General features: G+C 43.3%; 30 protein-coding genes. All 30 read left to right on the top strand.

Annotation, left to right across the window (positions count from 1 at the left end; genetic code table 11):
• The 30 genes from rplE (at position 1) to argS (ending at position 21,357) form a co-directional block, all read left to right on the top strand.
• Positions 1-564 carry a 50S ribosomal protein L5 gene (gene rplE, locus P9L93_04015; GenBank protein MDP8230251.1) on the top strand — a complete coding sequence of 188 codons (564 nt, stop codon included), beginning with the start codon at positions 1-3 and terminating at the stop codon, positions 562-564.
• 2 nt (positions 565-566) lie between these two features.
• On the top strand, positions 567-752 hold the full coding sequence (locus tag P9L93_04010) for a type Z 30S ribosomal protein S14 (protein ID MDP8230250.1): 186 nt from the start codon (positions 567-569) through the stop codon (positions 750-752).
• 29 nt (positions 753-781) lie between these two features.
• Complete coding sequence (gene rpsH / locus P9L93_04005) at positions 782-1,180, top strand: 30S ribosomal protein S8 (GenBank protein MDP8230249.1); 399 nt, start codon at positions 782-784, stop codon at positions 1,178-1,180.
• Positions 1,181-1,186: 6 nt separating this feature from the next.
• Complete coding sequence (gene rplF / locus P9L93_04000; GenBank protein MDP8230248.1) at positions 1,187-1,723, top strand: 50S ribosomal protein L6; 537 nt, start codon at positions 1,187-1,189, stop codon at positions 1,721-1,723.
• A gap of 5 nt (positions 1,724-1,728) precedes the next feature.
• Positions 1,729-2,106 (top strand): 50S ribosomal protein L18, encoded by a 378-nt coding sequence (gene rplR, locus P9L93_03995; protein ID MDP8230247.1) that lies wholly within the window; start codon positions 1,729-1,731, stop codon positions 2,104-2,106.
• A 58-nt stretch (positions 2,107-2,164) separates the two neighbouring features.
• Positions 2,165-2,656 carry a 30S ribosomal protein S5 gene (rpsE, locus tag P9L93_03990; protein MDP8230246.1) on the top strand — a complete coding sequence of 164 codons (492 nt, stop codon included), beginning with the start codon at positions 2,165-2,167 and terminating at the stop codon, positions 2,654-2,656.
• 13 nt (positions 2,657-2,669) lie between these two features.
• The gene (rplO, locus tag P9L93_03985) at positions 2,670-3,113 is read left to right on the top strand and encodes a 50S ribosomal protein L15 (protein MDP8230245.1); all 444 of its coding nucleotides are present in this window, start codon (positions 2,670-2,672) and stop codon (positions 3,111-3,113) included.
• Position 3,114: 1 nt separating this feature from the next.
• On the top strand, positions 3,115-4,461 hold the full coding sequence (gene secY / locus P9L93_03980; GenBank protein ID MDP8230244.1) for a preprotein translocase subunit SecY: 1,347 nt from the start codon (positions 3,115-3,117) through the stop codon (positions 4,459-4,461).
• Positions 4,461-5,117 carry an adenylate kinase gene (locus P9L93_03975; protein ID MDP8230243.1) on the top strand — a complete coding sequence of 219 codons (657 nt, stop codon included), beginning with the start codon at positions 4,461-4,463 and terminating at the stop codon, positions 5,115-5,117. Before secY ends, P9L93_03975 begins: the two co-directional genes overlap by 1 nt.
• On the top strand, positions 5,098-5,847 hold the full coding sequence (gene map, locus P9L93_03970; protein MDP8230242.1) for a type I methionyl aminopeptidase: 750 nt from the start codon (positions 5,098-5,100) through the stop codon (positions 5,845-5,847). The genes P9L93_03975 and map overlap by 20 nt, the downstream gene beginning before the upstream one ends.
• Before the next feature lie 3 nt (positions 5,848-5,850).
• Positions 5,851-6,069 (top strand): translation initiation factor IF-1, encoded by a 219-nt coding sequence (gene infA, locus P9L93_03965; GenBank protein ID MDP8230241.1) that lies wholly within the window; start codon positions 5,851-5,853, stop codon positions 6,067-6,069.
• Between the two features lie 14 nt (positions 6,070-6,083).
• The gene (rpmJ, locus tag P9L93_03960; protein ID MDP8230240.1) at positions 6,084-6,197 is read left to right on the top strand and encodes a 50S ribosomal protein L36; all 114 of its coding nucleotides are present in this window, start codon (positions 6,084-6,086) and stop codon (positions 6,195-6,197) included.
• 1 nt (position 6,198) lies between these two features.
• The gene (rpsM, locus tag P9L93_03955; protein MDP8230239.1) at positions 6,199-6,597 is read left to right on the top strand and encodes a 30S ribosomal protein S13; all 399 of its coding nucleotides are present in this window, start codon (positions 6,199-6,201) and stop codon (positions 6,595-6,597) included.
• A 2-nt stretch (positions 6,598-6,599) separates the two neighbouring features.
• A complete protein-coding gene (gene rpsK / locus P9L93_03950; GenBank protein ID MDP8230238.1) occupies positions 6,600-6,989 on the top strand; it encodes a 30S ribosomal protein S11 in 390 nt (129 codons plus the stop codon).
• Positions 6,990-6,999: 10 nt separating this feature from the next.
• Positions 7,000-7,629: a 30S ribosomal protein S4 gene (gene rpsD, locus P9L93_03945; protein MDP8230237.1), complete on the top strand. Its 630-nt coding sequence runs from the start codon at positions 7,000-7,002 to the stop codon at positions 7,627-7,629.
• A gap of 173 nt (positions 7,630-7,802) precedes the next feature.
• Positions 7,803-8,795: a DNA-directed RNA polymerase subunit alpha gene (locus tag P9L93_03940; protein MDP8230236.1), complete on the top strand. Its 993-nt coding sequence runs from the start codon at positions 7,803-7,805 to the stop codon at positions 8,793-8,795.
• Positions 8,792-9,406 carry a 50S ribosomal protein L17 gene (gene rplQ, locus P9L93_03935; GenBank protein MDP8230235.1) on the top strand — a complete coding sequence of 205 codons (615 nt, stop codon included), beginning with the start codon at positions 8,792-8,794 and terminating at the stop codon, positions 9,404-9,406. Before P9L93_03940 ends, rplQ begins: the two co-directional genes overlap by 4 nt.
• Positions 9,406-10,572 (top strand): pyridoxal phosphate-dependent aminotransferase, encoded by a 1,167-nt coding sequence (locus P9L93_03930; GenBank protein MDP8230234.1) that lies wholly within the window; start codon positions 9,406-9,408, stop codon positions 10,570-10,572. Before rplQ ends, P9L93_03930 begins: the two co-directional genes overlap by 1 nt.
• Before the next feature lies 1 nt (position 10,573).
• Positions 10,574-11,839: a 3-isopropylmalate dehydratase large subunit gene (locus P9L93_03925; protein ID MDP8230233.1), complete on the top strand. Its 1,266-nt coding sequence runs from the start codon at positions 10,574-10,576 to the stop codon at positions 11,837-11,839.
• A gap of 129 nt (positions 11,840-11,968) precedes the next feature.
• Positions 11,969-13,018 (top strand): type IV pilus twitching motility protein PilT, encoded by a 1,050-nt coding sequence (locus P9L93_03920; GenBank protein ID MDP8230232.1) that lies wholly within the window; start codon positions 11,969-11,971, stop codon positions 13,016-13,018.
• Between the two features lie 2 nt (positions 13,019-13,020).
• The gene (locus P9L93_03915; protein ID MDP8230231.1) at positions 13,021-13,521 is read left to right on the top strand and encodes a 3-isopropylmalate dehydratase; all 501 of its coding nucleotides are present in this window, start codon (positions 13,021-13,023) and stop codon (positions 13,519-13,521) included.
• Positions 13,511-14,590 carry an isocitrate/isopropylmalate dehydrogenase family protein gene (locus P9L93_03910; GenBank protein ID MDP8230230.1) on the top strand — a complete coding sequence of 360 codons (1,080 nt, stop codon included), beginning with the start codon at positions 13,511-13,513 and terminating at the stop codon, positions 14,588-14,590. Before P9L93_03915 ends, P9L93_03910 begins: the two co-directional genes overlap by 11 nt.
• Before the next feature lie 53 nt (positions 14,591-14,643).
• On the top strand, positions 14,644-15,519 hold the full coding sequence (locus P9L93_03905; GenBank protein MDP8230229.1) for a malate dehydrogenase: 876 nt from the start codon (positions 14,644-14,646) through the stop codon (positions 15,517-15,519).
• Positions 15,516-16,796 (top strand): dihydrolipoyl dehydrogenase, encoded by a 1,281-nt coding sequence (gene lpdA, locus P9L93_03900; GenBank protein MDP8230228.1) that lies wholly within the window; start codon positions 15,516-15,518, stop codon positions 16,794-16,796. The genes P9L93_03905 and lpdA overlap by 4 nt, the downstream gene beginning before the upstream one ends.
• A complete protein-coding gene (nadD, locus tag P9L93_03895; GenBank protein MDP8230227.1) occupies positions 16,778-17,368 on the top strand; it encodes a nicotinate-nucleotide adenylyltransferase in 591 nt (196 codons plus the stop codon). Before lpdA ends, nadD begins: the two co-directional genes overlap by 19 nt.
• Before the next feature lie 71 nt (positions 17,369-17,439).
• Entirely contained in the window at positions 17,440-17,946 is a 507-nt protein-coding gene (locus P9L93_03890) for a hypothetical protein (protein MDP8230226.1), read from the top strand.
• 156 nt (positions 17,947-18,102) lie between these two features.
• A complete protein-coding gene (locus P9L93_03885) occupies positions 18,103-18,249 on the top strand; it encodes a DUF5679 domain-containing protein (protein ID MDP8230225.1) in 147 nt (48 codons plus the stop codon).
• A gap of 21 nt (positions 18,250-18,270) precedes the next feature.
• On the top strand, positions 18,271-18,657 hold the full coding sequence (gene rsfS / locus P9L93_03880) for a ribosome silencing factor (protein ID MDP8230224.1): 387 nt from the start codon (positions 18,271-18,273) through the stop codon (positions 18,655-18,657).
• Positions 18,606-19,790: a GAF domain-containing protein gene (locus P9L93_03875; GenBank protein MDP8230223.1), complete on the top strand. Its 1,185-nt coding sequence runs from the start codon at positions 18,606-18,608 to the stop codon at positions 19,788-19,790. The genes rsfS and P9L93_03875 overlap by 52 nt, the downstream gene beginning before the upstream one ends.
• On the top strand, positions 19,726-21,357 hold the full coding sequence (gene argS, locus P9L93_03870; GenBank protein ID MDP8230222.1) for an arginine--tRNA ligase: 1,632 nt from the start codon (positions 19,726-19,728) through the stop codon (positions 21,355-21,357). The genes P9L93_03875 and argS overlap by 65 nt, the downstream gene beginning before the upstream one ends.
• The last annotated feature ends 96 nt before the right edge of the window (positions 21,358-21,453 follow it).

Here is a 21,453-nt window from a genome sequence, read left to right as displayed (position 1 = left end):
ATGATACCAAGACTATTAGAGAGATATAAAAAAGAGATCGTCCCAGAGCTTGGCAAGAAGTTTAACTACACGAATCCATTGCAGGCACCTTGTATTAAAAAGATCGTTTTGAATATGGGCGTGGGCGTTGCGAGTCAGGACATAAAGATCCTTGAGCAGGCCATGAAAGAGCTGGCTACTATAGTCGGTCAGAAGCCTGCTATTACAAGGTCAAGGAAGGCGATAGCAAATTTTAAGATACGCAAAGGCCTTCCTATCGGCTGTAAGGTTACTCTGCGCGGGGCAAGGATGTATGAATTTTTGGATAGGTTTGTGAATGTGGCGTTACCGAGGATCAGGGATTTTAGAGGAGTAAACCCTAATTCGTTCGACCAAAAAGGTAGCTATTCTCTGGGGTTAAAAGAGCAGGCGATATTTCCTGAAATAGATATTGATAAGATGCCAAGGACACAGGGCATGGATGTAATAATAAATATACAGTCGAACTCAAAAGAAGAATCATTCGAATTATTGAAACTTCTTGGCATGCCGTTCGCACAGAAAAAAGGCAAAGATAAGGAATAGAGATGGCAAAAGAATGTTTAATAGCAAAACAAAAAAAGACTCCTAAGTTTAAAGTAAGAGGGTACAATAGATGCCAGTTATGCGGCAGGCGACGCGCGTATATGAGAAAGTTTCATGTATGCCGCATATGTTTCAGAGAAATGGCTTCGCGCGGAGAGATACCCGGAGTCACTAAGGCTAGCTGGTAGTAACATTACACAGGATACGGAGACAAACGATGTCAATGACAGATCCGATTGCGAATACATTAACTATAGTTAGAAACGGATTTTCGTCACACAAGATAAAGGTGGACGTGCCGTTTTCAAAGATTTCACAGGAGATCCTTGGTATCTTCAAGAGGGAGAAGTTTATAAAAGATTTCAAGTTTATAGACGATAAAAAACAGGGCTTATTGAGAGTTTATTTGAAATATATGAGTACGGGCGACCCTGCAGTAAAAGGTCTGAAGAGGATTTCAAGGCCTGGCTTAAGAAGGTATGTAAAAAAAGACAGGGTACCTGTGGTGCTGGGAGGCATAGGCGTGGCAGTATTGTCGACCTCCAGGGGCATTGTAACAAACGTGCAGGCAAAGGAAATGCAAACAGGCGGCGAAGTCCTGTGCTACATTTGGTGAAATTATATGTCAAGGATAGGTAAGAGACCAATACAGATTCCAGATAAGGTTAAGATAAAGATAGATGCAGGCAAGATCCTTGTAGAAGGACCAAAGGGTAAGCTGGATTGGGTTTTTCCGCAGGGTGTAGAGGTGCACACAGATAAGAATCAGCTTATTGTAAAAAGATTGGCAGAGGATAAGATCTCTTATTCTATGCACGGCCTGACAAGGGCCCATATAAACAACATGATAAAAGGCGTGAGCGAGGGATATGTGAAGAATCTTGAGCTTCATGGTGTAGGCTATCGCGCTCAGGCACAGGGCAAGACCTTAAATCTTCAACTGGGTTTTTCCCACCCTGTTGTATATACAGTACCAGAAGGCATTAGCATAAAGACACCAAAGCAAACCCAGATAGCTGTCGAGGGCATTGATAAGGCAAAGGTTGGAGAGGCAGCAGCTGAGATAAGGGATTTTTTAAAACCAGAGCCTTATAAAGGTAAAGGTATAAGATACGTAGGCGAGTACGTGAGGAAAAAGGCAGGCAAGGCGGTCGCATAATGAGGATTATGAGAAAAAAATATAAAAATAAAGCAGAACTGGGCAGGATAAAGAGGCACTACAGGATAAGGGCGAAACTTTCTGGCACAAAAGATAAGCCGAGGATGTGCGTTCACAGGAGCCACAAGAATTTGCTTGTGCAGTTTATAGATGACCTTGAAGGTAAGACACTCCTTTATGCTTCTACGAATGACAAGGAGTTCAAGAAGGATTGTAAATGGGGCGGCAACGTAGATGCAGCTAAGAAGTTAGGTGCCTATATATCAAAAGAGGCGAAGAAAAAAGGCATAGCACAAGTTGTATTTGACAGGGGCGGCTATTTATATCATGGCCGCATAAAGGCCCTGGCTGATGCAGCAAGAGAAGGTGGATTGAAACTTTAAATAAAATCGGAGGTTTGTTTTGGTGGATCAGAAGCAAAAGCAGGCAAAAGATAGGGTAATAAATAAAATAGACGCTGCGCAAGAAGAACAGTACATAGAAAAGGTTATTGCTGTTAACAGGGTGTCAAAGGTCGTAAAAGGCGGTAAGAGGTTTTCGTTCACTGCCCTTGTAGCTGTAGGAAATGGCAAAGGCAAGGTTGGTTGCGGATACGGAAAGGCAAACGAGGTCGTGAATGCAATACGCAAGGCGCTCTCGAATGCAAAGAGAAACTTTTTCACTGTTCCGTTAAGAGGAAAGACCATTCCTCATGAGATAATGGGGCGCTTTGGCGCGGGAAAGGTGCTTTTAAAACCTGCATCTGAAGGTACTGGTGTTATTGCCGGGGGTACTGTGCGGGCGGTCTGTGATGCTGTAGGCATAAAAGACATACTTACGAAATCGCTGGGCACGCAGAACCCTATTAATGTCATAAAGGCGACCATAAACGGTTTCCAACACCTAAGACTCGAGCGCGACACCAGCGATTCAGACGATTCAAGCGAAGAATAGTATAGGAGCGGAGATGAAGATAGAGGATTTGAGGCCTGCAAGGGGCGCGAAAAAGAGAAGAAAGATAGTGGGCAGAGGTCCTGGCTCAGGTCATGGTAAGACTTCTACCAGAGGACATAAGGGTCAAATGTCCCGCACAGGTAAAGGCACTACTCCTGGTTTTGAGGGAGGCCAGATGCCTTTGATAAGAAGGCTGCCTAAAAGAGGTTTTAACAAGAGGCCTAAAAAGGGATACTGCGTTATAAATTTAGATACTCTTGAAACGCTAAAAAAAGAGACGTCCATTACTCCTGAGTTATTGAAAGAAAAAGAGATGATAAAGGGCTCAGTAAATTTTTTAAAGGTCCTGGGAAACGGTAAGATAGACATACCTATAAATATAAAGGCCCACGCATTTTCGAAAAGCGCGCTTGCTAAGATCAAAGAAGCAGGCGGAAAGTGCGAGCTGATTAAATAGAATGTTAAAGGCATTAGCGAATTCTCTTAAGATACCGGATCTCAGAAGAAAGTTGCTCATAACGCTCGGGCTCCTCAGTGTCTACAGGATAGGCGCTTACATACCTACTCCTGGCGTGAATGGCGCGGCGCTTGTGCAGTTTTTTGACAGTGTAGCGCGTTCACAGGGTGGTACGCTCTTTGGCATCATGAATATGTTTTCAGGCGGTGCGCTCACGCGATTGACGATATTTGCGCTGGGCATTATGCCGTACATATCCGCTTCGATCATACTGCAGCTTTTGATCACTGTAGTACCGCATCTTGAAAAATTATCAAAGGAAGGTGAGGCAGGCAGGAGAAAAATAATCCAGTACACGCGTTATGGTACAGTAGTGCTGGCGATCATACAGTCATTTTTCATAAGCCTGTGGCTGGAAAATCCAGCAAGGTTTCAGGGACTTACAATAGTCGATAACCCTGGATTAGGGTTTAGGTTTCTGACGGTGATCACTCTTACAACAGGCACGGCCTTTATTATGTGGCTGGGCGAGCAGATCCAGGAGCGCGGTATAGGAAACGGGATTTCCCTGATAATCACAGCCGGTATAATTTCAAGACTTCCATCTGCATTGTATCAGCTTTTTGCTCTAGCTTCTCCTTTTTCTCCAGAGAAGAGACAGATCAGCTTTTTTACGATTGCCCTGATGTCAGCTATTGGTGTAGCTGTAATCGTGGCAGTTATTTTAATTACGCAGGGCCAGCGCAAGATACCGGTCCAGTACGCAAAAAGGATCATAGGCAGGAAGGTCTATGGCGGGCAGAGTACATACATACCTTTAAAAGTAAACCAGGCAGGCGTTATACCCATTATATTTGCCCAATCCATAATACTGTTTCCTGCGACAATAGCAGGTTTTATGCCAAACGCAGGCCTGCAGCGCATAGCACAGTCGCTTGTAAGGGGGCAATGGCTCTACACGATCGTATACAGTCTTTTAATTATATTTTTCGCTTATTTTTACACTGCGATAACATTTAACCCTGCTGATGTTGCTGACAACATGAAGAAGTACGGCGGATTTGTGCCAGGTGTCAGACCGGGCCGTAAGACCGCTGAGTATTTTGATTTTATTATGACGAGGATTACTTTGCCGGGCGCAGTATTCCTGGCCTTTATAGCTGTTTTTCCTGATATGCTGGGCGCATGGTTAAAGGTGCCGTATTTAGTAGCAAGCTTTTTCGGAGGCACGGCTCTTTTGATCGTGGTCGGTGTAATGCTCGATACTATGCGACAAATAGAATCGCAGCTCCTGATGAGGCATTACGAGGGGTTCATGAAAAAGGGTAGGATTAAGGGGCGCAGGTAATGAGGATGGTGCTGCTGGGTCCGCCAGGCGCAGGCAAGGGAACACAGGCAGTAATGCTCTTTGAAAAACTAGGATATTCGCATCTCTCAACAGGTGATATACTGAGAGAAAATGTAAAAAATGGCACTGAGGTGGGTAAAAAGGCAAAGTCCTTTATGGATAAGGGCGACCTGGTGCCTGATGACATCGTGATCGAGATGATGCTAGAGAAGATCAATAAAGATACCGTAGGTAAGGATCTTATACTAGACGGTTTTCCAAGGACAACATATCAGGCAAAAAAGATAGACGCTGCGCTCGATAAATTAAAATTGTCCATAGATCTCGTCGTATATTTTGAGACGAGCCTGAAGACAGTCGTATTTAGACTTACAGGAAGAAGGCTTTGTCCCAAATGCGGCGCGAATTATCATATTATAAATATGCCGCCGAAAAAACAAGGTATTTGCGACAAGTGCGCGCTCGAGCTTTACCAGAGAAAAGACGATAATGAAGAGACAATAAAAAAGAGGCTTGAGGTTTTCAATAATCAGACTAGAGATCTTATCGATTACTATAAAGGAAAAGGTATACTCAAAGAGATTTCAGGCGATTTGGATGCAAAAGTGGTTTACGAAAAACTCTCCGGAATTTTAAATGATAGAAATAAAAAATGAGGCTGAGATAGCTCTTATAGGAGAGGCATCGAGGATAGTAAGGGATGTGCTGCAGGGGATAAAAGAGGCTGCAAGGCCTGGCATAGCGACAAAGGAACTTGATAAAAAGGCAGAACAGATGATAAAGGTGGCCAATGCAAGGTCAGCCTTTAAAGGCTATAGAGGATTTCCTGGCAACATATGCACTTCAATAAATGAGCAGGTGGTCCATGGCATTCCCGGAAACAGGAAGTTGGTTTCGGGAGATATCTTAAGCGTGGATGTCGGGGTTGAGAAAAACGGATTTTTTGGTGATGCTGCCATTACCATAGAGATCGGCGATTCAGTACCTGAGACCGCAAAGAAATTAATAAGAATCACGGAAGAATCGTTGCGGGCAGGTACAGAAAAGGCAGTCAAGGGTAACAGGCTCTTTGATATATCTTATGCTGTTCAGAAATATGTGGAAGATAGCGGCTATTCCGTAGTCAGGGATTTTGTAGGCCATGGTATAGGTAAAAAGATGCACGAAGATCCTGAGATACCTAATTTTGGCAAACCAGATACAGGACCGAGGCTGAAGAAAGGCATGGTCCTGGCAATTGAGCCAATGGTCAATGAAGGAAAGTGCGAGATAGAGATCCTCGCAGATAAATGGACAGCAGTTACCAGAGACAAGAAATTATCAGCTCATTTTGAACACACAGTGGCCGTGACAGACAGCGGCCCAATGGTGTTGACAGGAGTTTAAAAAATGGCAAAAGAAGAAGCTATTGAAGTAGAAGGTACAGTTCTCGAGGCATTGCCCAACGCCATGTTTCGCGTTGAGTTAGAGAATGGGCACAAGGTGCTTGCCCATGTTTCTGGCAAGATGAGGATGTATTTTATAAAGATCCTGCCAGGTGATAAGGTGAAGATGGAACTCTCGCCTTATGATCTGACGCGAGGCAGGATTACATATAGGTCTAAATAGATTAGGAGATCGAGATGAAAGTGAAACCATCAGTGAAACTAATATGCGACAAGTGTAAGATCATAAAACGCAAACGCATAATACGGGTTATTTGCACAAACCCGAAGCACAAACAGAGGCAGGGATAATATGGCTAGGATTTCAGGTATAGATCTACCGAAAGAGAAAAGGATCGAAGTGGCGCTTACCTATATTTATGGTATAGGACTTCGTTCTTCGCAAAAGATATTAAAGGCTGCAGGTGTAAGTCCTGACATAAGGGCAAAGGATCTTAAGGAAGAAGATGTTTCTAAGATCGCGGCGATCATACAGAAGGAATGCAAGGTGGAAGGTGACCTGAGAAGAGATAATTCTCAGAACATAAAGCGTCTTATAGACATTGGTTCTTATAGAGGCTTCAGGCACAGAAGGTCTTTGCCTGTCAGGGGACAGAGGACAAAGACGAATGCAAGAACAAGAAAAGGTCCAAGAAAAACAGTGGGCGTAACGAGAAAAAGTAAGGTTCAAGGGGCCCCAGCAGGAGAATAAAAATGGCTGAGAAAAAGAAGACGACGAAGAAAAAGGCATTGAAAAATATTACTAGTGGCATAGCGCATGTCCTAGCTACTTTTAATAACACGATCGTGACAATAGCTGACAGGAATGGCAATACTATTGTGTGGTCAAGTTGCGGTTCCGCTGGATTTAAGGGCTCAAAGAAGTCGACGCCGTTTGCTGCGCAGATCACTGCCAGCAATGCTGCAAAAAAGGCACTTGAGCGCGGACTTAAAGACGTAGAGGTCTTTGTTAAGGGCCCTGGTTCTGGCAGGGAAGCTGCTATCAGGGCGATACAGGCAGCAGGATTGCGTGTAAGCGCTATAAGAGATGTCACGCCTATTCCGCACAACGGATGTAGGCCACCGAAACGTAGGAGAGTATAAAGGAGAAAGAATGGCAAGGTACACAGGTTCATCATGCAGGGTTTGCAGGCGCGAGGGAGAAAAGCTTTTTCTAAAAGGCATCAGATGTTACTCAGATAAGTGCGCATTTGACAGGCGTAGCTATGCGCCAGGCCAGCATGGAAAAGGCAGGCGCTTTAAGATGTCCAACTATGGCCTGCAGTTAAGAGAAAAGCAAAAGGTAAAAAAGATTTACGGCGTATTGGAGAGGCAGTTTAGTAAGTATTTCAAAATCGCAGCAAAGTCAAAGGGCGTAACCGGCGAAAAGTTATTGCAGTTACTGGAGACGCGCCTCGATAATGTAATATTTCGTTCGTGCTTTGCTGTGTCAAGGGCTCATGCAAGACAAATGGTAATGCATGGACTGGTCCGCGTCAACAATAGAAAGGTAAATATACCTTCGTATTCTATTAAGACAGGTGATGCCATACAGCTAAAGCCAAAAGATAAAATCGTCAAAAACACAAAGGAGACACTTGAGAAGGTAAAGGATAGAGGCGTGCCTGATTGGTTAAAGCAGGACGTGCAGGCCCTTAAGGTAGACATCGCGCGTCTTCCTGGCAGAGGCGACGTTGGAATGGATATAAAGGAACAACTTATTGTAGAGTTATATTCAAAATAAAAACTCTAAACACGAAACTCTAAACAAATCCAAAACCCAAAATCACAAACTCAAAACAGTATAGTTTGGGATTTGGAGTTTTGAGTTTGTTTAGGATTTAGAGTTTAGGATTTAGAGTTTAGGATTTAGAGTTTGGGATTTAGAGTTTGGATTACTTTATAAAAGGAGGAGTAATGGGTATAAGCTGGAAAACCTTTGAAATGCCTAAGAAGTTATCGCAGGATGAGAAGAGCTACACGCAGTTTTATGGAAAATTTGCAGCTGAGCCATTCGAGCGTGGATTTGGAGCAACAATAGGCAATTCTCTAAGACGCATCCTGATATCCTCTATTGAAGGAGCTGCTGTTACGTCTGTGAAGATAGACGGCGTACTGCATGAATTTTCTACAATACCAGGGGTGCAGGAAGATGTACCGCAGATCATATTGAATCTAAAGCAGCTGGTCCTGAGGTCGCATTCCAGGACACCGAAGGTGCTGCGTCTAAAGGCCTCAAAAAAAGGCGAGGTCACAGCAGAAAAGATCATAACAGATGATACTGTTGAGATAATAAATTCCGATCTCCACATAGCCACACTTACAAAGAACACGACCTTTAATATGGAACTGGAGATAGGCAAGGGCCGCGGTTATGTGCCTTCTGAAAGAAACAAGAAAGAGGGCCAGGCCATAGGTGTAATACCAATGGATTCTGTGTTTGCGCCTGTCAGGCGGGTAGATTTTCATGTTGATGATTCCAGGGTCGGGCAGATCACGGATTACGATAAGCTGATACTGGAGATATGGACTAATGGCAGTGTGGATCCTAAAGAGGCACTTCTTTACTCTTCTCATATATTACAGCGGCATCTCGATGTATTTTCTAAACTCGGAGAAGTCGAGGTCGAAGAGGACAAGGAAGAGGAGAGCAAAGAGGATCAGGAATTATTAAAGAAGGTGAAGCTGCCTGTTTCAGAAATGGAGCTTTCTGTAAGAAGCGGTAACTGCCTGAGAGAAGCTCGCATAAAGACTATAGGTGAGCTAGTCAAGAAAACAGAACAGGACATGCTGCAGTATAGGAATTTCGGAAAAAAGTCCCTCACTGAGATAAAAGAGATATTAAAAACTATGGGGCTGGGTTTTGGCATGGACATTCCTAAAGAGGCGAAGAAAAAGGGTTCAAAATGAGACATCACAAGCACACTGTAAGATTAGGCAGGCAGCGCAGTCACTATAAGGCGACAATGCGCCATTTAGTGACAGGCCTTATCATAAATAAAAGCATAAAGACTACCAAGGTTAAGGCAAAAGAGACCTCCAGGCTTGCCGAGAAACTCGTTACTACTGCTAAAAAGAATACCGTGGCTAGTCGCAGAAATGCCTATGCTATTTTGCGCGATAGAGATCTGGTATCAGAGCTATTCAATCAGATCGCGCCTTTATTTAAAGAGCGCAATGGCGGCTATACCAGGGTGATGCTGACTGGCAAAAGAGCAGGAGATAATGCCCAGATGGCAATACTGGAATTCGTTGAGAAACCAAAGGTAGAAGAGCCTAAGAAAGAGGATAAGAAAAAGAAAAAGGTCGAGGCAGCGCCTCAACCAGAGGCAAAACCAAAAAAACCTCTTAAAAAAGAAGAGCCAATAAAAAAGGAAGAACCCAAGAAGGCAGTTAAGCCTAAGCCTGAACCGCCGTCGTCACCAGCACCGAAGCCCGTAAAAGAGCCTGAGAAACCAAAAGGGGAGAAGCCAAAGCCCGGATTTTTTAAGAAGTTATTCGGCCGCAAAAAAGAGGGATAATGAAGCTTTCTGCCCGTGTAAAAAATGTCAGCGCTTCACTGACACTTGCTATTACAGCCAAGGCCAAGAAGATGAAGGCACAGGGCATCGATGTAATTGGTTTTGGTTCAGGCGAACCTGATTTTGACACACCTAATCATATAAAAGACGCTGCTATAAAAGCAATCCACGGCGGTTTCACAAAGTACACACCTGCCTCAGGAATAGACGTCCTAAAAAAGGCAATATGCGAGAAGTTTCAAAAGGATAATGGCCTTTCGTATGATCCTTCCCAGATAGTAATTTCCTGCGGGGCAAAACATTCCATTTACAATATTATCCAGGTGATATGCGACAGGGGTGATGAGGTCATGATCCCTGCCCCTTATTGGCTGAGCTATCCTGAGATGGCAAAATTGGCTGAGGCGAGCCCTGTTTTTATAGATACTGACGAAAAAACAAATTTTAAGATCCAGGCCAATGACCTGAAAAAGGCGATCAGCAAAAAAACAAAGGCCCTTATAATAAACAGCCCTTCAAATCCCACAGGGTGTGTTTATAGTGAGAAGGAATTAAAAGAGATAGGCGAGATCGCCGCGAGTAACAATATCACTATAATCAGCGACGAGATTTACGAGAAGATCATGTTTGACGGCAAGAAACACGTCTCTATTGCCAGCCTTGGCAAAGAGCTTTTTAAAAATACCATAGTGGTCAATGGCGTTTCAAAGAGTTTTTCAATGACAGGCTGGAGGATCGGTTACATCGCGTCAGTCAATGAAGAAGCAGTGTCCAGCATAAAAAATCTACAGAGTCATTCCACATCAAATCCTACTTCTATAAGCCAGATCGCAGCGCTCGAGGCTATTAAAGGAAGCGATTCTGAGGTAAATGCCATGGTCGCGGAATTCGAGAAGCGCAGGGATTATATCGTTAAGAGGATAAATGCTGTAGATGGACTTTCTTGCGTGAAACCAGAAGGCGCATTTTATGTATTTTGCAGGATAGAAAAAGAGAATCTTTCGAGCATGGATCTCAGCCAAAGGCTTTTGGAAGAGGCCAGGGTCGCTCTGGTCCCAGGTAAGGCATTTGGTTCAGATAGGCATGTCCGTCTAAGTTTTGCGACGAGCATGGGAAATATTGAAAAAGGAATGGACAGGATAGAAGGCTGGTTTAGAAAGAATTAGCATGCCTGGGAAGACAATAACCGAAAAAATATTTAAATCACACTGCAATAAGGATGTAAGGCCTGGAGACACTGTCCTCTGTAAGGTAGATTTCTGTTTTGGTCAGGATGGCACGAGCAGTCTTATTATAGATTCATTTAAAAAATTGGGCGCCAAAAAGGTATTTGATAAGAAAAAATTTTGCATGGTCATTGATCATAGTGCGCCTAGTCCGAATATAGGGGTTTCAGAGATCCATAAAAAGATGCGCGAATTTTCGCAGGAACAGAATGTGAAGATGTTTGATATAGGGTGCGGAGTTTGTCATCAGGTCATACCAGAGTCAGGGCTTGTTGGACCTGGGGACCTTGTTGTAGGCGCTGATTCGCACACATGCACCTATGGCGCGCTGGGCGCGTTCTCAACAGGAATGGGCTCGACTGATCTGGCTGTAGCAATAGCCTCTGGTAAGAATTGGTTTAAGATACCAGAGACAGTTAAGATCATTTTAAAGGGCAAGACAAAAAAGGGAGTTTATTCCAAAGATGTGATCTTGTATATAATCGGAGATCTGGGAGCAGGTTATTGCACATATAAGGCAGTTGAGTTTACAGGCGATTACATAAAGAGACTCAGCATGGACGCGAGATTTACGATTTCTAATATGGCTATTGAGATGGGCGCTAAGGCAGGGCTTATGGAGCCGGATGCGACGACGTATAGATATCTTAAAGCTATAGGGACAAGCAACAAGGGGCAAGGGACAAGGAGTGATAAAGATGCGAGGTATGCTGAGGTTATTGAGTATGATGTTAGTAAGATTGCGCCGCAGGTGGCTAAGCCGCATACAGTTGACAATGTTGCACCTATCAGTAAAATAAAGAATACAAAAATAGATCAGGCATTTTTGGGCACGTGCACGAACGGGAGATTAGAGGATTTGAAAATAGCAGTTTCGATTCTTAAAGGAAGGCGCGTGCATAAAGATGTAAAGATGATAATAGCCCCTGCCTCCAGTACCATATTTAAGCAGGCAATGAAAAAGGGTATTATCTCAGATTTTGTTGCTTCAGGCGCGTGCGTGGTTGCGCCTGGATGCGGTCCGTGCGTGGGAACACATAATGGAGTACCATCAAAAGGAGAAAAGGTTATCTCAACAGCGAATAGGAATTTTAAGGGCAGGATGGGCAATCCTGACGCGTTTATATATCTTGCCTCGCCTGCAACAGTTGCAGCGTCGGCGATTAAAGGAAAAATCACAGACCCGAGAAGATTCGTTATACGTTGATCGGTTGCGTAACTCGTTACGGCAATCGTTGTTCGTGTATCGTAAAAACGCAACCGTATAACGATCAACGATTCGAACTACGCAACCGATAAACGATAGACGAATTTTGAATACCTAAGGAGATAAAAAATGGACCTCAGGACATTATTAAAGGTAGCGAGTGAGAAAAAGGCATCAGATCTTCATGTTACTGTGGGGTCAGTTCCTGTAGTGAGGATAGATGGCCGTCTTATACCGCTCTCTGATTTTCCTGTATTGAGTCGGGAAGATTGCAAGCGCCTGGTGTATAGCGCATTAAATGACAAGCAAAAGGCTACTTTTGAAAGAGACCTGGAGCTGGATTTTTCTTTAGAGATACCAGGGTTGCATAGATTTAGGGTCAACGCTCATATGCAGAGGGGAAATGTTGAGGCTGCGTTTAGGCTGGTCTCTTTGCGGGTAAAGAGCATTCAGGAATTGAGTTTGCCTGGTGTCATAGAGGAATTTTGCAGAAAAACACAGGGCCTTGTACTTATTACAGGACCTACAGGCGTTGGAAAGACTACTACACTTGCGGCAATGGTAGATTTTATAAATAACGAAAGACAAGGCATAATTATTGTCATAGAAGATCCAATAGAGTTTGTGCATAGCAATAGACGCTGTATCGTGAAACAGAGAGAAGTGCATTCAGACACGCGTTCATTTGCTAAAGCATTGACACATGCGTTAAGACAAGACCCTGATGTAATAGTCGTCGGAGAATTGAGAGATCTGGAGACGATTTCCACGGCACTCACTGCAGCAGAAACAGGTCATTTAGTCCTGGCAACGCTTCATACGCCAGATGCCTCGCAGACAATAGACAGGGTCATAGATGTTTTTCCTCCTTACCAGCAGCAGCAGGTCAAGATCCAGCTGGCAAGCACTTTGCAGGCAGTTGTATCGCAGCAGCTTTTACCCAGGAGCGATAAGGCTGGCCGGACTCTTTCTACAGAGATAATGGTAGCAACCCCTGCAATAAGAAACCTGATCCGCGAACATGAGACTGAGCAGCTCTTGACGCATATCCAGACAGGATTTCAATATGGCATGCATACCATGGATAAGTCTCTCAAGATATTGTTTCAAAGAGGCATGATAAGCGAACAGACCTTTAAGACATACATGAAAAATCCGGACGAAGTAAGGAATCTTTAAAAATGAAAGCAATCGCGCGGAAATTTGGCAATGACATAAATACAGACCTGATCATCTCAGGCAGGTATAAGTTTTCTATTCAGGATCCCAATGAACTTGCAAGGCATGTTTTTGAGGATGCAGATCCTGATTTCTATAAGAGTTTACAGGGCCAGTCGTTTTTTGCTGTTGCTGGGAAGAATTTTGGGTGCGGCTCGTCCCGCGAACAGGCACCGCTTGCAATAAAATATGCTGGCGGCCAGGCAGTGCTTGCAAAGAGTTTTGCAAGGATATTTTACAGAAACGCGTTTAATCTGGGCCTGCCTCTTATAGAATGCAACACTGATAAAATAAAAAATGAAGATATGATAGAGGTAGATCTGAAAAAAGGAGTGGTTAGGAGCATTGATAAAGGATACGAGTTAGAGATAAAGCCTTTCAATAAGTTCCAGACAGCATTGATCAAGGAAGGCGGCATAATTAATCTTTATAAAAAACATGGAGGGCTGGACATTGTCACATAGAGTAACATTGATACCAGGCGATGGCATTGGAAGAGAAGTAAGTCTTGCTGCGAAAAGATGCATTGACGCAACAGGTGTAAAGATAGAGTGGGAAGAACAAATCGCAGGCGCAGAGGCCATGAAGAAGTTTGGCACAGTGCTGCCGACCCAGGTATTGGATTCAGTGAGAAAGAACAAGGTCGCGATAAAAGGGCCCATTACGACTCCTGTTGGAAAGGGATTCAGGTCTGTAAATGTTCAACTAAGGATGTCATTAGATCTATATGCCTGTCTTAGGCCGTGCAAATTTTATAAAGGAGTGAAGAGTAGATATCCGGATCTTGATCTGGTTGTTGTCAGGGAGAATACCGAGGATTTATATGCAGGCATAGAGTTTCCGGAGGGCATGAAACGCACAAAAGAGATAATGAAGCAGATCGAGAAATTAAGCGGCTCTACGATCAAGCAGGATTCAGCGATAGGGATAAAACCGATATCTATCAGCGCGTCAAAAAGGATAGTAAAGTTTGCCTTTGATTACGCGGTAAAGAATAAAAGAAAGAAAGTAACAGCAGTTCATAAGGCAAACATCATGAAAGAGACAGACGGCCTGTTTTTAAAGATGGCGCGTGAGGTGGCAAAGAAATACGAGGGCAAAATAGAATTCGAAGACAGGATCGTTGATAATATGTGCATGCAGCTGGTGCAGAAACCAGAGCTTTACGATGTATTAGTGCTCCCGAATCTATACGGTGATATTTTATCTGATCTGTGCGCCGGGCTTGTTGGTGGACTTGGCATAGCCGCAGGTGGGAATATAGGAAATGGTATAGCACTTTTTGAGCCGGTTCATGGCAGCGCGCCAAAGTATGCTGGCTTAAACAAAGTAAATCCTGCTGCTACAATACTCTCAGGAGTATTGATGCTCAGGTATTTAAACGAAATAGACGCAGCTAACAGGCTCGAGAGGGCAGTAGCTAGTGTAATAGCAGAGGGCAAAGACGTAACATACGACTTAAAACCAGATCGCAACGATCCAAAGGCGGCAGGGACTAGCCAGATGGCAGATGCGATAATTAAAAAATTATGAAAGAAGCAGCTTATAGCAGCTGTAGGGCACACTTTAGTGTGCCAAAATAAGACATGAAAATAACCATAATAGGCGCAGGTAACGTAGGAGCAATGACGGCATCGAGGATTATTGATGCTGATCTTAGCGATGTAGTGTTAGTGGATATTGTGCCGGGTCTTGCAAAAGGCAAGGCGCTTGATATCTCTGATGCCAGGCCTATAACTGGTTCAAGGTCCAATATTGTTGGCTCAGAAGATTTTAAAGACATCGCAGGTTCTGACATAGTAGTCATGACAGCTGGCCTTGCACGTAAACCTGGCATGTCTCGAGATGATCTTTTACAGAAAAACGCAAAAATAATTAAAGACGTAGCTAGTCACATAAAAAAATTATGCAGCTCCGCGATTGTAATAGTTGTCACAAATCCTTTAGACGTAATGAGTTACATCATGATGAAAGAAACTGGATTTGATCCGCGTAAAGTCATTGGCATGGCAGGTGTGTTAGACTCTGCGAGATTTGCAAATGTCGCTCCAGGAAAAATAGAAAAAGATAAGATCTTCATGATGGGCAGCCATGGCGACACAATGGTCGCCATAAATCGCTCAGATAAATTAAAAGACGATGCATTTAAAGAAGCTTCCGACCGCGCCAAACAGCGCGGCGCAGAAATCGTCTCACACCTAAAAACAGGCAGCGCATATTTCTCACCATCCGCAGCAGTCTTTAGCATGGTCAAGGCAATCATAAAAGACGAGAACAAAACCCTATGCGCCAGCGCCTACCTAAACGGCGAATACAATGAAAAAGACCTATACATAGGCGTTCCAATCGTATTAGCCGCATCAGGCATAAAAAAAATCATAGAAATCAACCTAACCAAACCCGAAAAAACCTCCCTAAAAAAATCCGCTCAATCAATCCATGAGGCTATAAAAAAACTATGAGTAAATATGATGTTGGGATAATTGGGGCTGGGCCTGGGGGGTATGTGGCTGCGGTTAAGGCTGCGCAGTTTGGGATGAGCGTGGCTGTGTATGAGAAAGACGCTGTGGGTGGGGTTTGTTTGAATTGGGGGTGTATACCTACTAAGGCGCTTTCTGCTACGGCTTCGGTCTTGACTAATGTACAGCGTTCAGCAGAGTTTGGTATTAATGTAAAGGGCTATGAGCTGGATTTTGTAAAGGCGCAGGAGAGAAAGGACAATATTGTAAAAAAGCTTAGCTCTGATATAGAGATGCTATTTAAGACAAAGAAGATAGAGCTCATAAAGGCCGAGGCAAAAATAGATGCAGTAGATGCGAAGAATATTTTAATAGCAACAGGCTCTTCACCATTTCAACTACCAGGCATGGAGTTTGATGGGAAGACGATTCTCTCGAGCACAGACATGCTGAATCTAAAGTCTGTGCCGAAAAGCATCCTGATCATAGGCGGCGGGGTAGTAGGATGTGAATTTGCCTCGATCTTCAGGACATTTGGCGCTGATGTGACCATTGTGGAGATGATGGAGCAATTATTGCCAACAGAGGATGCTGAGATCGCAAGAAAGCTCGAACAAGTCTTTAAGAAGCGAGGCATAAAGGTATTTACAAAGACAAAAGTTGAGAAGGTAGAAAAGGGCAAGGCTATTTTATCCAATGGTTCTGAAGTGGTAGCAGAAAAGATTTTGGTAAGCGTAGGCAGGGTAGCTAATTCTAAGGGATTAGAGGGGATAGTAAGGGATGATAAGGGATGGGTGAAGGTGGATAAAGATTTCAGGACTAATGTTAAGAATGTTTATGCTGCTGGTGATATCATAGGTGGAATCCTTCTAGCCCATATAGCCTCAAGAGAAGGTATCTCTGCTGTTGAATCAATAGCTGGCAAAAAACCTACTATTAACTACAATGTTATACCAAGCTGCATCTTTACGCATCCAGAAATAGCAAGCGTAGGGCTGACTCAAAGACAGGCAGAGAGTAGTCGCTCAAGGAAATTCCTGTTTTCAGCTATTGGCAAGGCACATATCTTAGGCGAGACAGAAGGTTTTATAAAATTAGTCGTTGATACTAAAACTGATAAGATACTGGGCGCTCAAATGATAGGACCTCATGTAACTGAGCTGATCTCTGAAATCGCTCCATGTGTCCAGTTTGGCCTCACGTCTGAGAAATTAGCAAGTGTAATACACGCCCACCCCACATTATCAGAGGCGATCCAAGAATGCGCATCGGTATCCTAGGAGGCACATTTGATCCTATTCATAATGGCCACATCCATCTGGCAAGAGAGCTGTGCAAGAGACTTGCTCTAAAAAAGATTATATTCATCCCTACATATATCCCACCACATAAGCCAGACATAAGGATTTCAAGCGGAACCCACAGACATAATATGGTGAAACTGGCCATAGCCCGTTCAAAGAAGTTAGAATTATCCGGCATTGAGCTGAAGAGAAAGGGCAAATCCTATTCAGTGGATACGCTGAGGCAGCTTAAGAGACGCTATGGCAAAAAGGCACAGTTTTTCTTCATAACAGGCTCTGATTCATTAAAGGATATTGATAAGTGGAGAGACATAGAGGAGATCTTGAGGCTGTGCACATTTGTAGTAGTTAAAAGGCCAGGGTTTAGCATGAGGAATATAGACCCTCGTTTTCTAACTCTCCATATCAATGCAAAAAATGTCTCATCCAGTGATATACGCAGAAAGGTAAAGGATCGCCAATCGATAACAAGGCTGGTGCCTGCAAGTGCGAGGAATTATATAGAAAAGCGCGGACTGTATCAACACAATCTCATTAATTATACTTGACACAAGAATTTTTTTGTGGTACTATTAAAATAGTTTATAAAAGCAATATTAGAATTTCTCAGGAGGTAAAAATGAATACGAGCTTTTTTAAAAAAATACTGCCCATAGTACTAATATTTGTGTTTCTTTTCTCAGGTAATGTTTATCCCTTGGCATCATCAAAAGATAGCCTTGCGTTAAGAATTCCACAGCAATTATCGACATCGGAAGGAGAGGCCTGGCATGAAGCAATGCAATCAAAAATAGCATCCAATGAGAACCAGGTCAAAGATCATAGTACCGAGCTATTTAAATTTGTGACACCTATTATCATCGGATTGATGTTTTTTATATTGTTGCTTCCACAGCCAAAAATATTAGAAAAAGAAGGGCCTTTAGATAAAGCAAAGGTTGCATTGGATAGCTTGGTGTTTAAACTGAAAAAAGTTGATAAAGTACAGAAAAGTACCTTGAAGAGCCAGGAAAGGACTCTGGAGAGCTCTCAGAGGTTTGGAATTGAGATAGAGAAGCTTAATGCTACTTTAGACAGTATTAATTCTAGCATAGATTCGACTTTAAAATCAGGAATTTCTATTTAGATTCTATAATTATCCCACCAAACAATTGATAAAATCTCCACAGGAAAATCCTTCACATTCAAAAGTTGCACAAGAATTACATTAGAGTTGGACTTGACATTCAAGGAATAATGTGTTAAAGTTGTCACCAATTAGCAAAACAAAGGGAGGTGCCTAATGGCCCAAGGTTATTGTGTAAAGTGTAAGGCAAAGAAGGAAATGAACAATGCAAAGGAAGTTACTATGAAGAATGGTAGAAAAGCTATGAAGGGAAAATGCCCTTCATGCAGCACAAACATGTTCTGCATCATGGGAAACAAATAACGATTTAACCTGGAATAATACGTGACATCAAGACAAAAGGCGCTCTTGGTAGTTGATCTTGCAAGGGCAAAGAAGGCAGAAGATATAGCGATGTTGGATATGAGAAAGATATCCAACATCACAGACTTCTTTATCATTGCGACAGCCGCTTCAACAAGACGCGCCCAGACAATCGCAGATAATATAAAAGAGGGTTTACGAAAAGCAGACGAATCTTTCTCTGGTATCGAAGGGTATCAGGAAGGGAGCTGGGTTCTCGTAGATGCCTATAATGTCGCGGCGCATATTTTTATAAAAGAAGTAAGAGAGTTTTACAGCCTGGAAGATCTATGGAGCGATGCTCCAAGAAGTAGGATATGTCAAAAAAAGAAGAAAAGACGCTCGAAAAAAACCTCCAAAAGAAAATAAAAGAACTCTCCACCCTCTACGAGGTCGGTAAATCCATAACCTCTACTCTTCACTTAGATCAAGTCCTTAAATTAATTACTCGCAAGGCAGCAAGGATCATGAATGCCTCTGCCTGTTCTTTGAGGCTGTTGGATCACTCCAGACAGTTGCTTATATTAAAATGCGCCTATAATCTGGATCAGGGTTTTTATAAGATAAAGAAGAGCCTTGAGGTCGGCGAGAGCATTGCAGGCCGAGTCGTACAAAAAGGGAAGCCTTACATAATCAGAGATATACGCAGAGAGAAACATTATAAATATCCGCAGCTTGCGAGACAAAAGGGCCTGCGTTCATTAATGACAGTGCCGTTGGTGCAGAAAAACAGGATCATAGGGACCTTGAGCATTTACAATAAAAAAATATGCAACTATACAAAGCATGATGTAGAGCTCTTATCAATGCTTGCTGGTCAGGCAACCATAGCGATCGAGAATGCCAGACTCTACGAGCAGGCTGAAAAGGGTTATTTAAATACGATCCGGACGCTCTCGAACATCATAGATGCCAAGGATAGTCATACCTATGGTCATTCAGAGCGTGTGATGAAGCACTGCATGGATGTTGCAAAGGCGCTTCATTTCCCGGAGCACGATAGGGAGGTCCTCAGATACGCGAGCCTTTTGCACGACATAGGCAAGATAGGTATAGATGTCGGTATACTCAGAAAGCCATCAAAGTTAAATCAGGATGAATGGAAGGTAATGGTGATGCATCCTGTCATGGGTTCGGGCATTGTAGAGCAGATAGGTTTTTTAAAGGAACTCGCGCCCATAATATTGCGTCACCATGAGAGGTATGATGGTAATGGATATCCTGGAAAATTAAAAAAAGATAAGATACCCTTGGCAGCGAGAATACTCGCAATAGTTGATGCATATGAATCAATGGTCTCAGATAGACCCTACAGAAAGGCCTTGTCGTATAGACAGGTCAGACAAGAACTTTTAAGAGGCGCAGGTAAGCAGTTTGATCCAAAGATCACTAAGGTGTTCTTGGGCACGTTAAATAAAAAACAGAAAAGATTCCCACATGTCAAAACTAGAAGAGAAAATAATAAATCTAATAGAAGAGTCCATAAAAAAGTCATATCCTGACTGTCCCGCCAAGGTCTTACCTGAAGTCTACCTTGAATACCCGAAAGAAGACAGGTTTGGAGATTTTTCTACGAACATAGCGATGCGGCTTACACAGTCGCTGAAAAGATCGCCTATGGAGATAGCGTCGAACCTTGTAAGAGAGATGGTTCGACCAAAAGACGATATCGACCAGATCAAGATAGAGAAACCCGGATTTATAAATTTTTACCTTTCACGCAGTTCAGCAATAGATGAGCTCAAGGATATCCTTGGCCAGAAAAATAAGTTTGGCTGCTCCACTATCGGAAAAGGCAAGAAGGTGCAGATCGAGTTCGTGAGCGCTAATCCCACAGGGCCATTGACTGTGGCGCATGGCAGGCAGGCAGCTATTGGCGACAGTCTTGCGAGGATCATGGAAAACTGCGGATATAAAGTGACACGCGAATATTACCTCAATGATGAAGGCGTGCAGATGAATATCCTTGGCTGTTCAGTCAAGGCAAGGTTTTTGGAGGCGATCGGCGAAGGCTCAGGGTTTCCTGAAAATGGCTATAAAGGCGATTACATATATGAGATCGCGAGAGAGATGAAAGATAGGGCAAAGAAGGATACGCCTGATAAATCTTTTGCTGATTATGCCTATAAGCAGATCATGACTACGATAAAAAAGGACCTGGATGATTTTGGCGTACATTTTGATGTATGGTATAGCCAGAGAAAGCTTTCTGAATCCGGAAAGATAAAAAAGGCCCTTGCGATTTTAAAAGACAAGGGGTTTTTGTATGAGAAGGATGGCGCTACCTGGTTTGCGTCTACCAGATTTAAGGATGACAAGGATAGAGTTGTGATAAAAAATGATGGGAGTTTCACATATCTTGCGCCAGACATTGCCTATCACAAGGAAAAATTTGAAAAGGGATACAAGAAGGTGATAAACATATGGGGGCCTGATCATCATGGCTACGTGAATCGCATGAAGGCCGCGTGCCAGGCGCTCGGTTTTGACAAGGACAACCTTTCGATCCTTATCTCCCAACTTGTCACGCTCTATAGAGACAAAAAGCCAATGAAGATGTCCACAAGAGAAGGAGAGTTCATAACCCTGAGGCAGGTGATTGACGAGGTAGGCAAGGACGCGGGCAGGTTCTTTTTTATGATGCGCCGCACTGATAGCCACCTGGATTTTGATTTAGAGCTCGCAAAGTCCAAGAGCATGGACAACCCTGTTTATTACATCCAATACGCACATGCAAGGATCGCCAGCATTGGTAAGTTTTCAGAAGGTGCTAAGCCTGACGTGAGAAATCTACACCTTCTTGATAAGCCAGAAGAGATCAGCTTAATAAAGAACCTGATGCGCTATCCAAAGATAATCCAGACAGCTGCAAATAATCTTGAACCATATATATTATTGTCTTATCTGCAGGAATTAGCCAGCCTTTTTCATTCCTATTACAATTCTTATCGAGTGGTAACTGACGATAATAATGTTACTGGGGCCAGACTCTCTTTGATAAAAGCAGTCAAGGCAGTGCTTTTTAGCGGATTGAGTCTGCTTGGAGTGAATGCTCCTGAGAAAATGTAAGATACCGCGGAACCACGCGGAACGTAACGCGGAACTACGCTGAAGTTGAGTTTCCGCGTAGGTTCCGCGTCCCGCCGAAGGCGGGCTTCTGCGTAT

The organism is Candidatus Gorgyraea atricola, assembly GCA_030765235.1.
GTDB classification, from domain to species: Bacteria; Omnitrophota; Gorgyraeia; order Gorgyraeales; family Gorgyraeaceae; genus Gorgyraea; species Gorgyraea atricola.
Note: the sequence above shows the minus strand (reverse complement) of the source record. Positions and strands in the feature narration are given on the sequence as shown.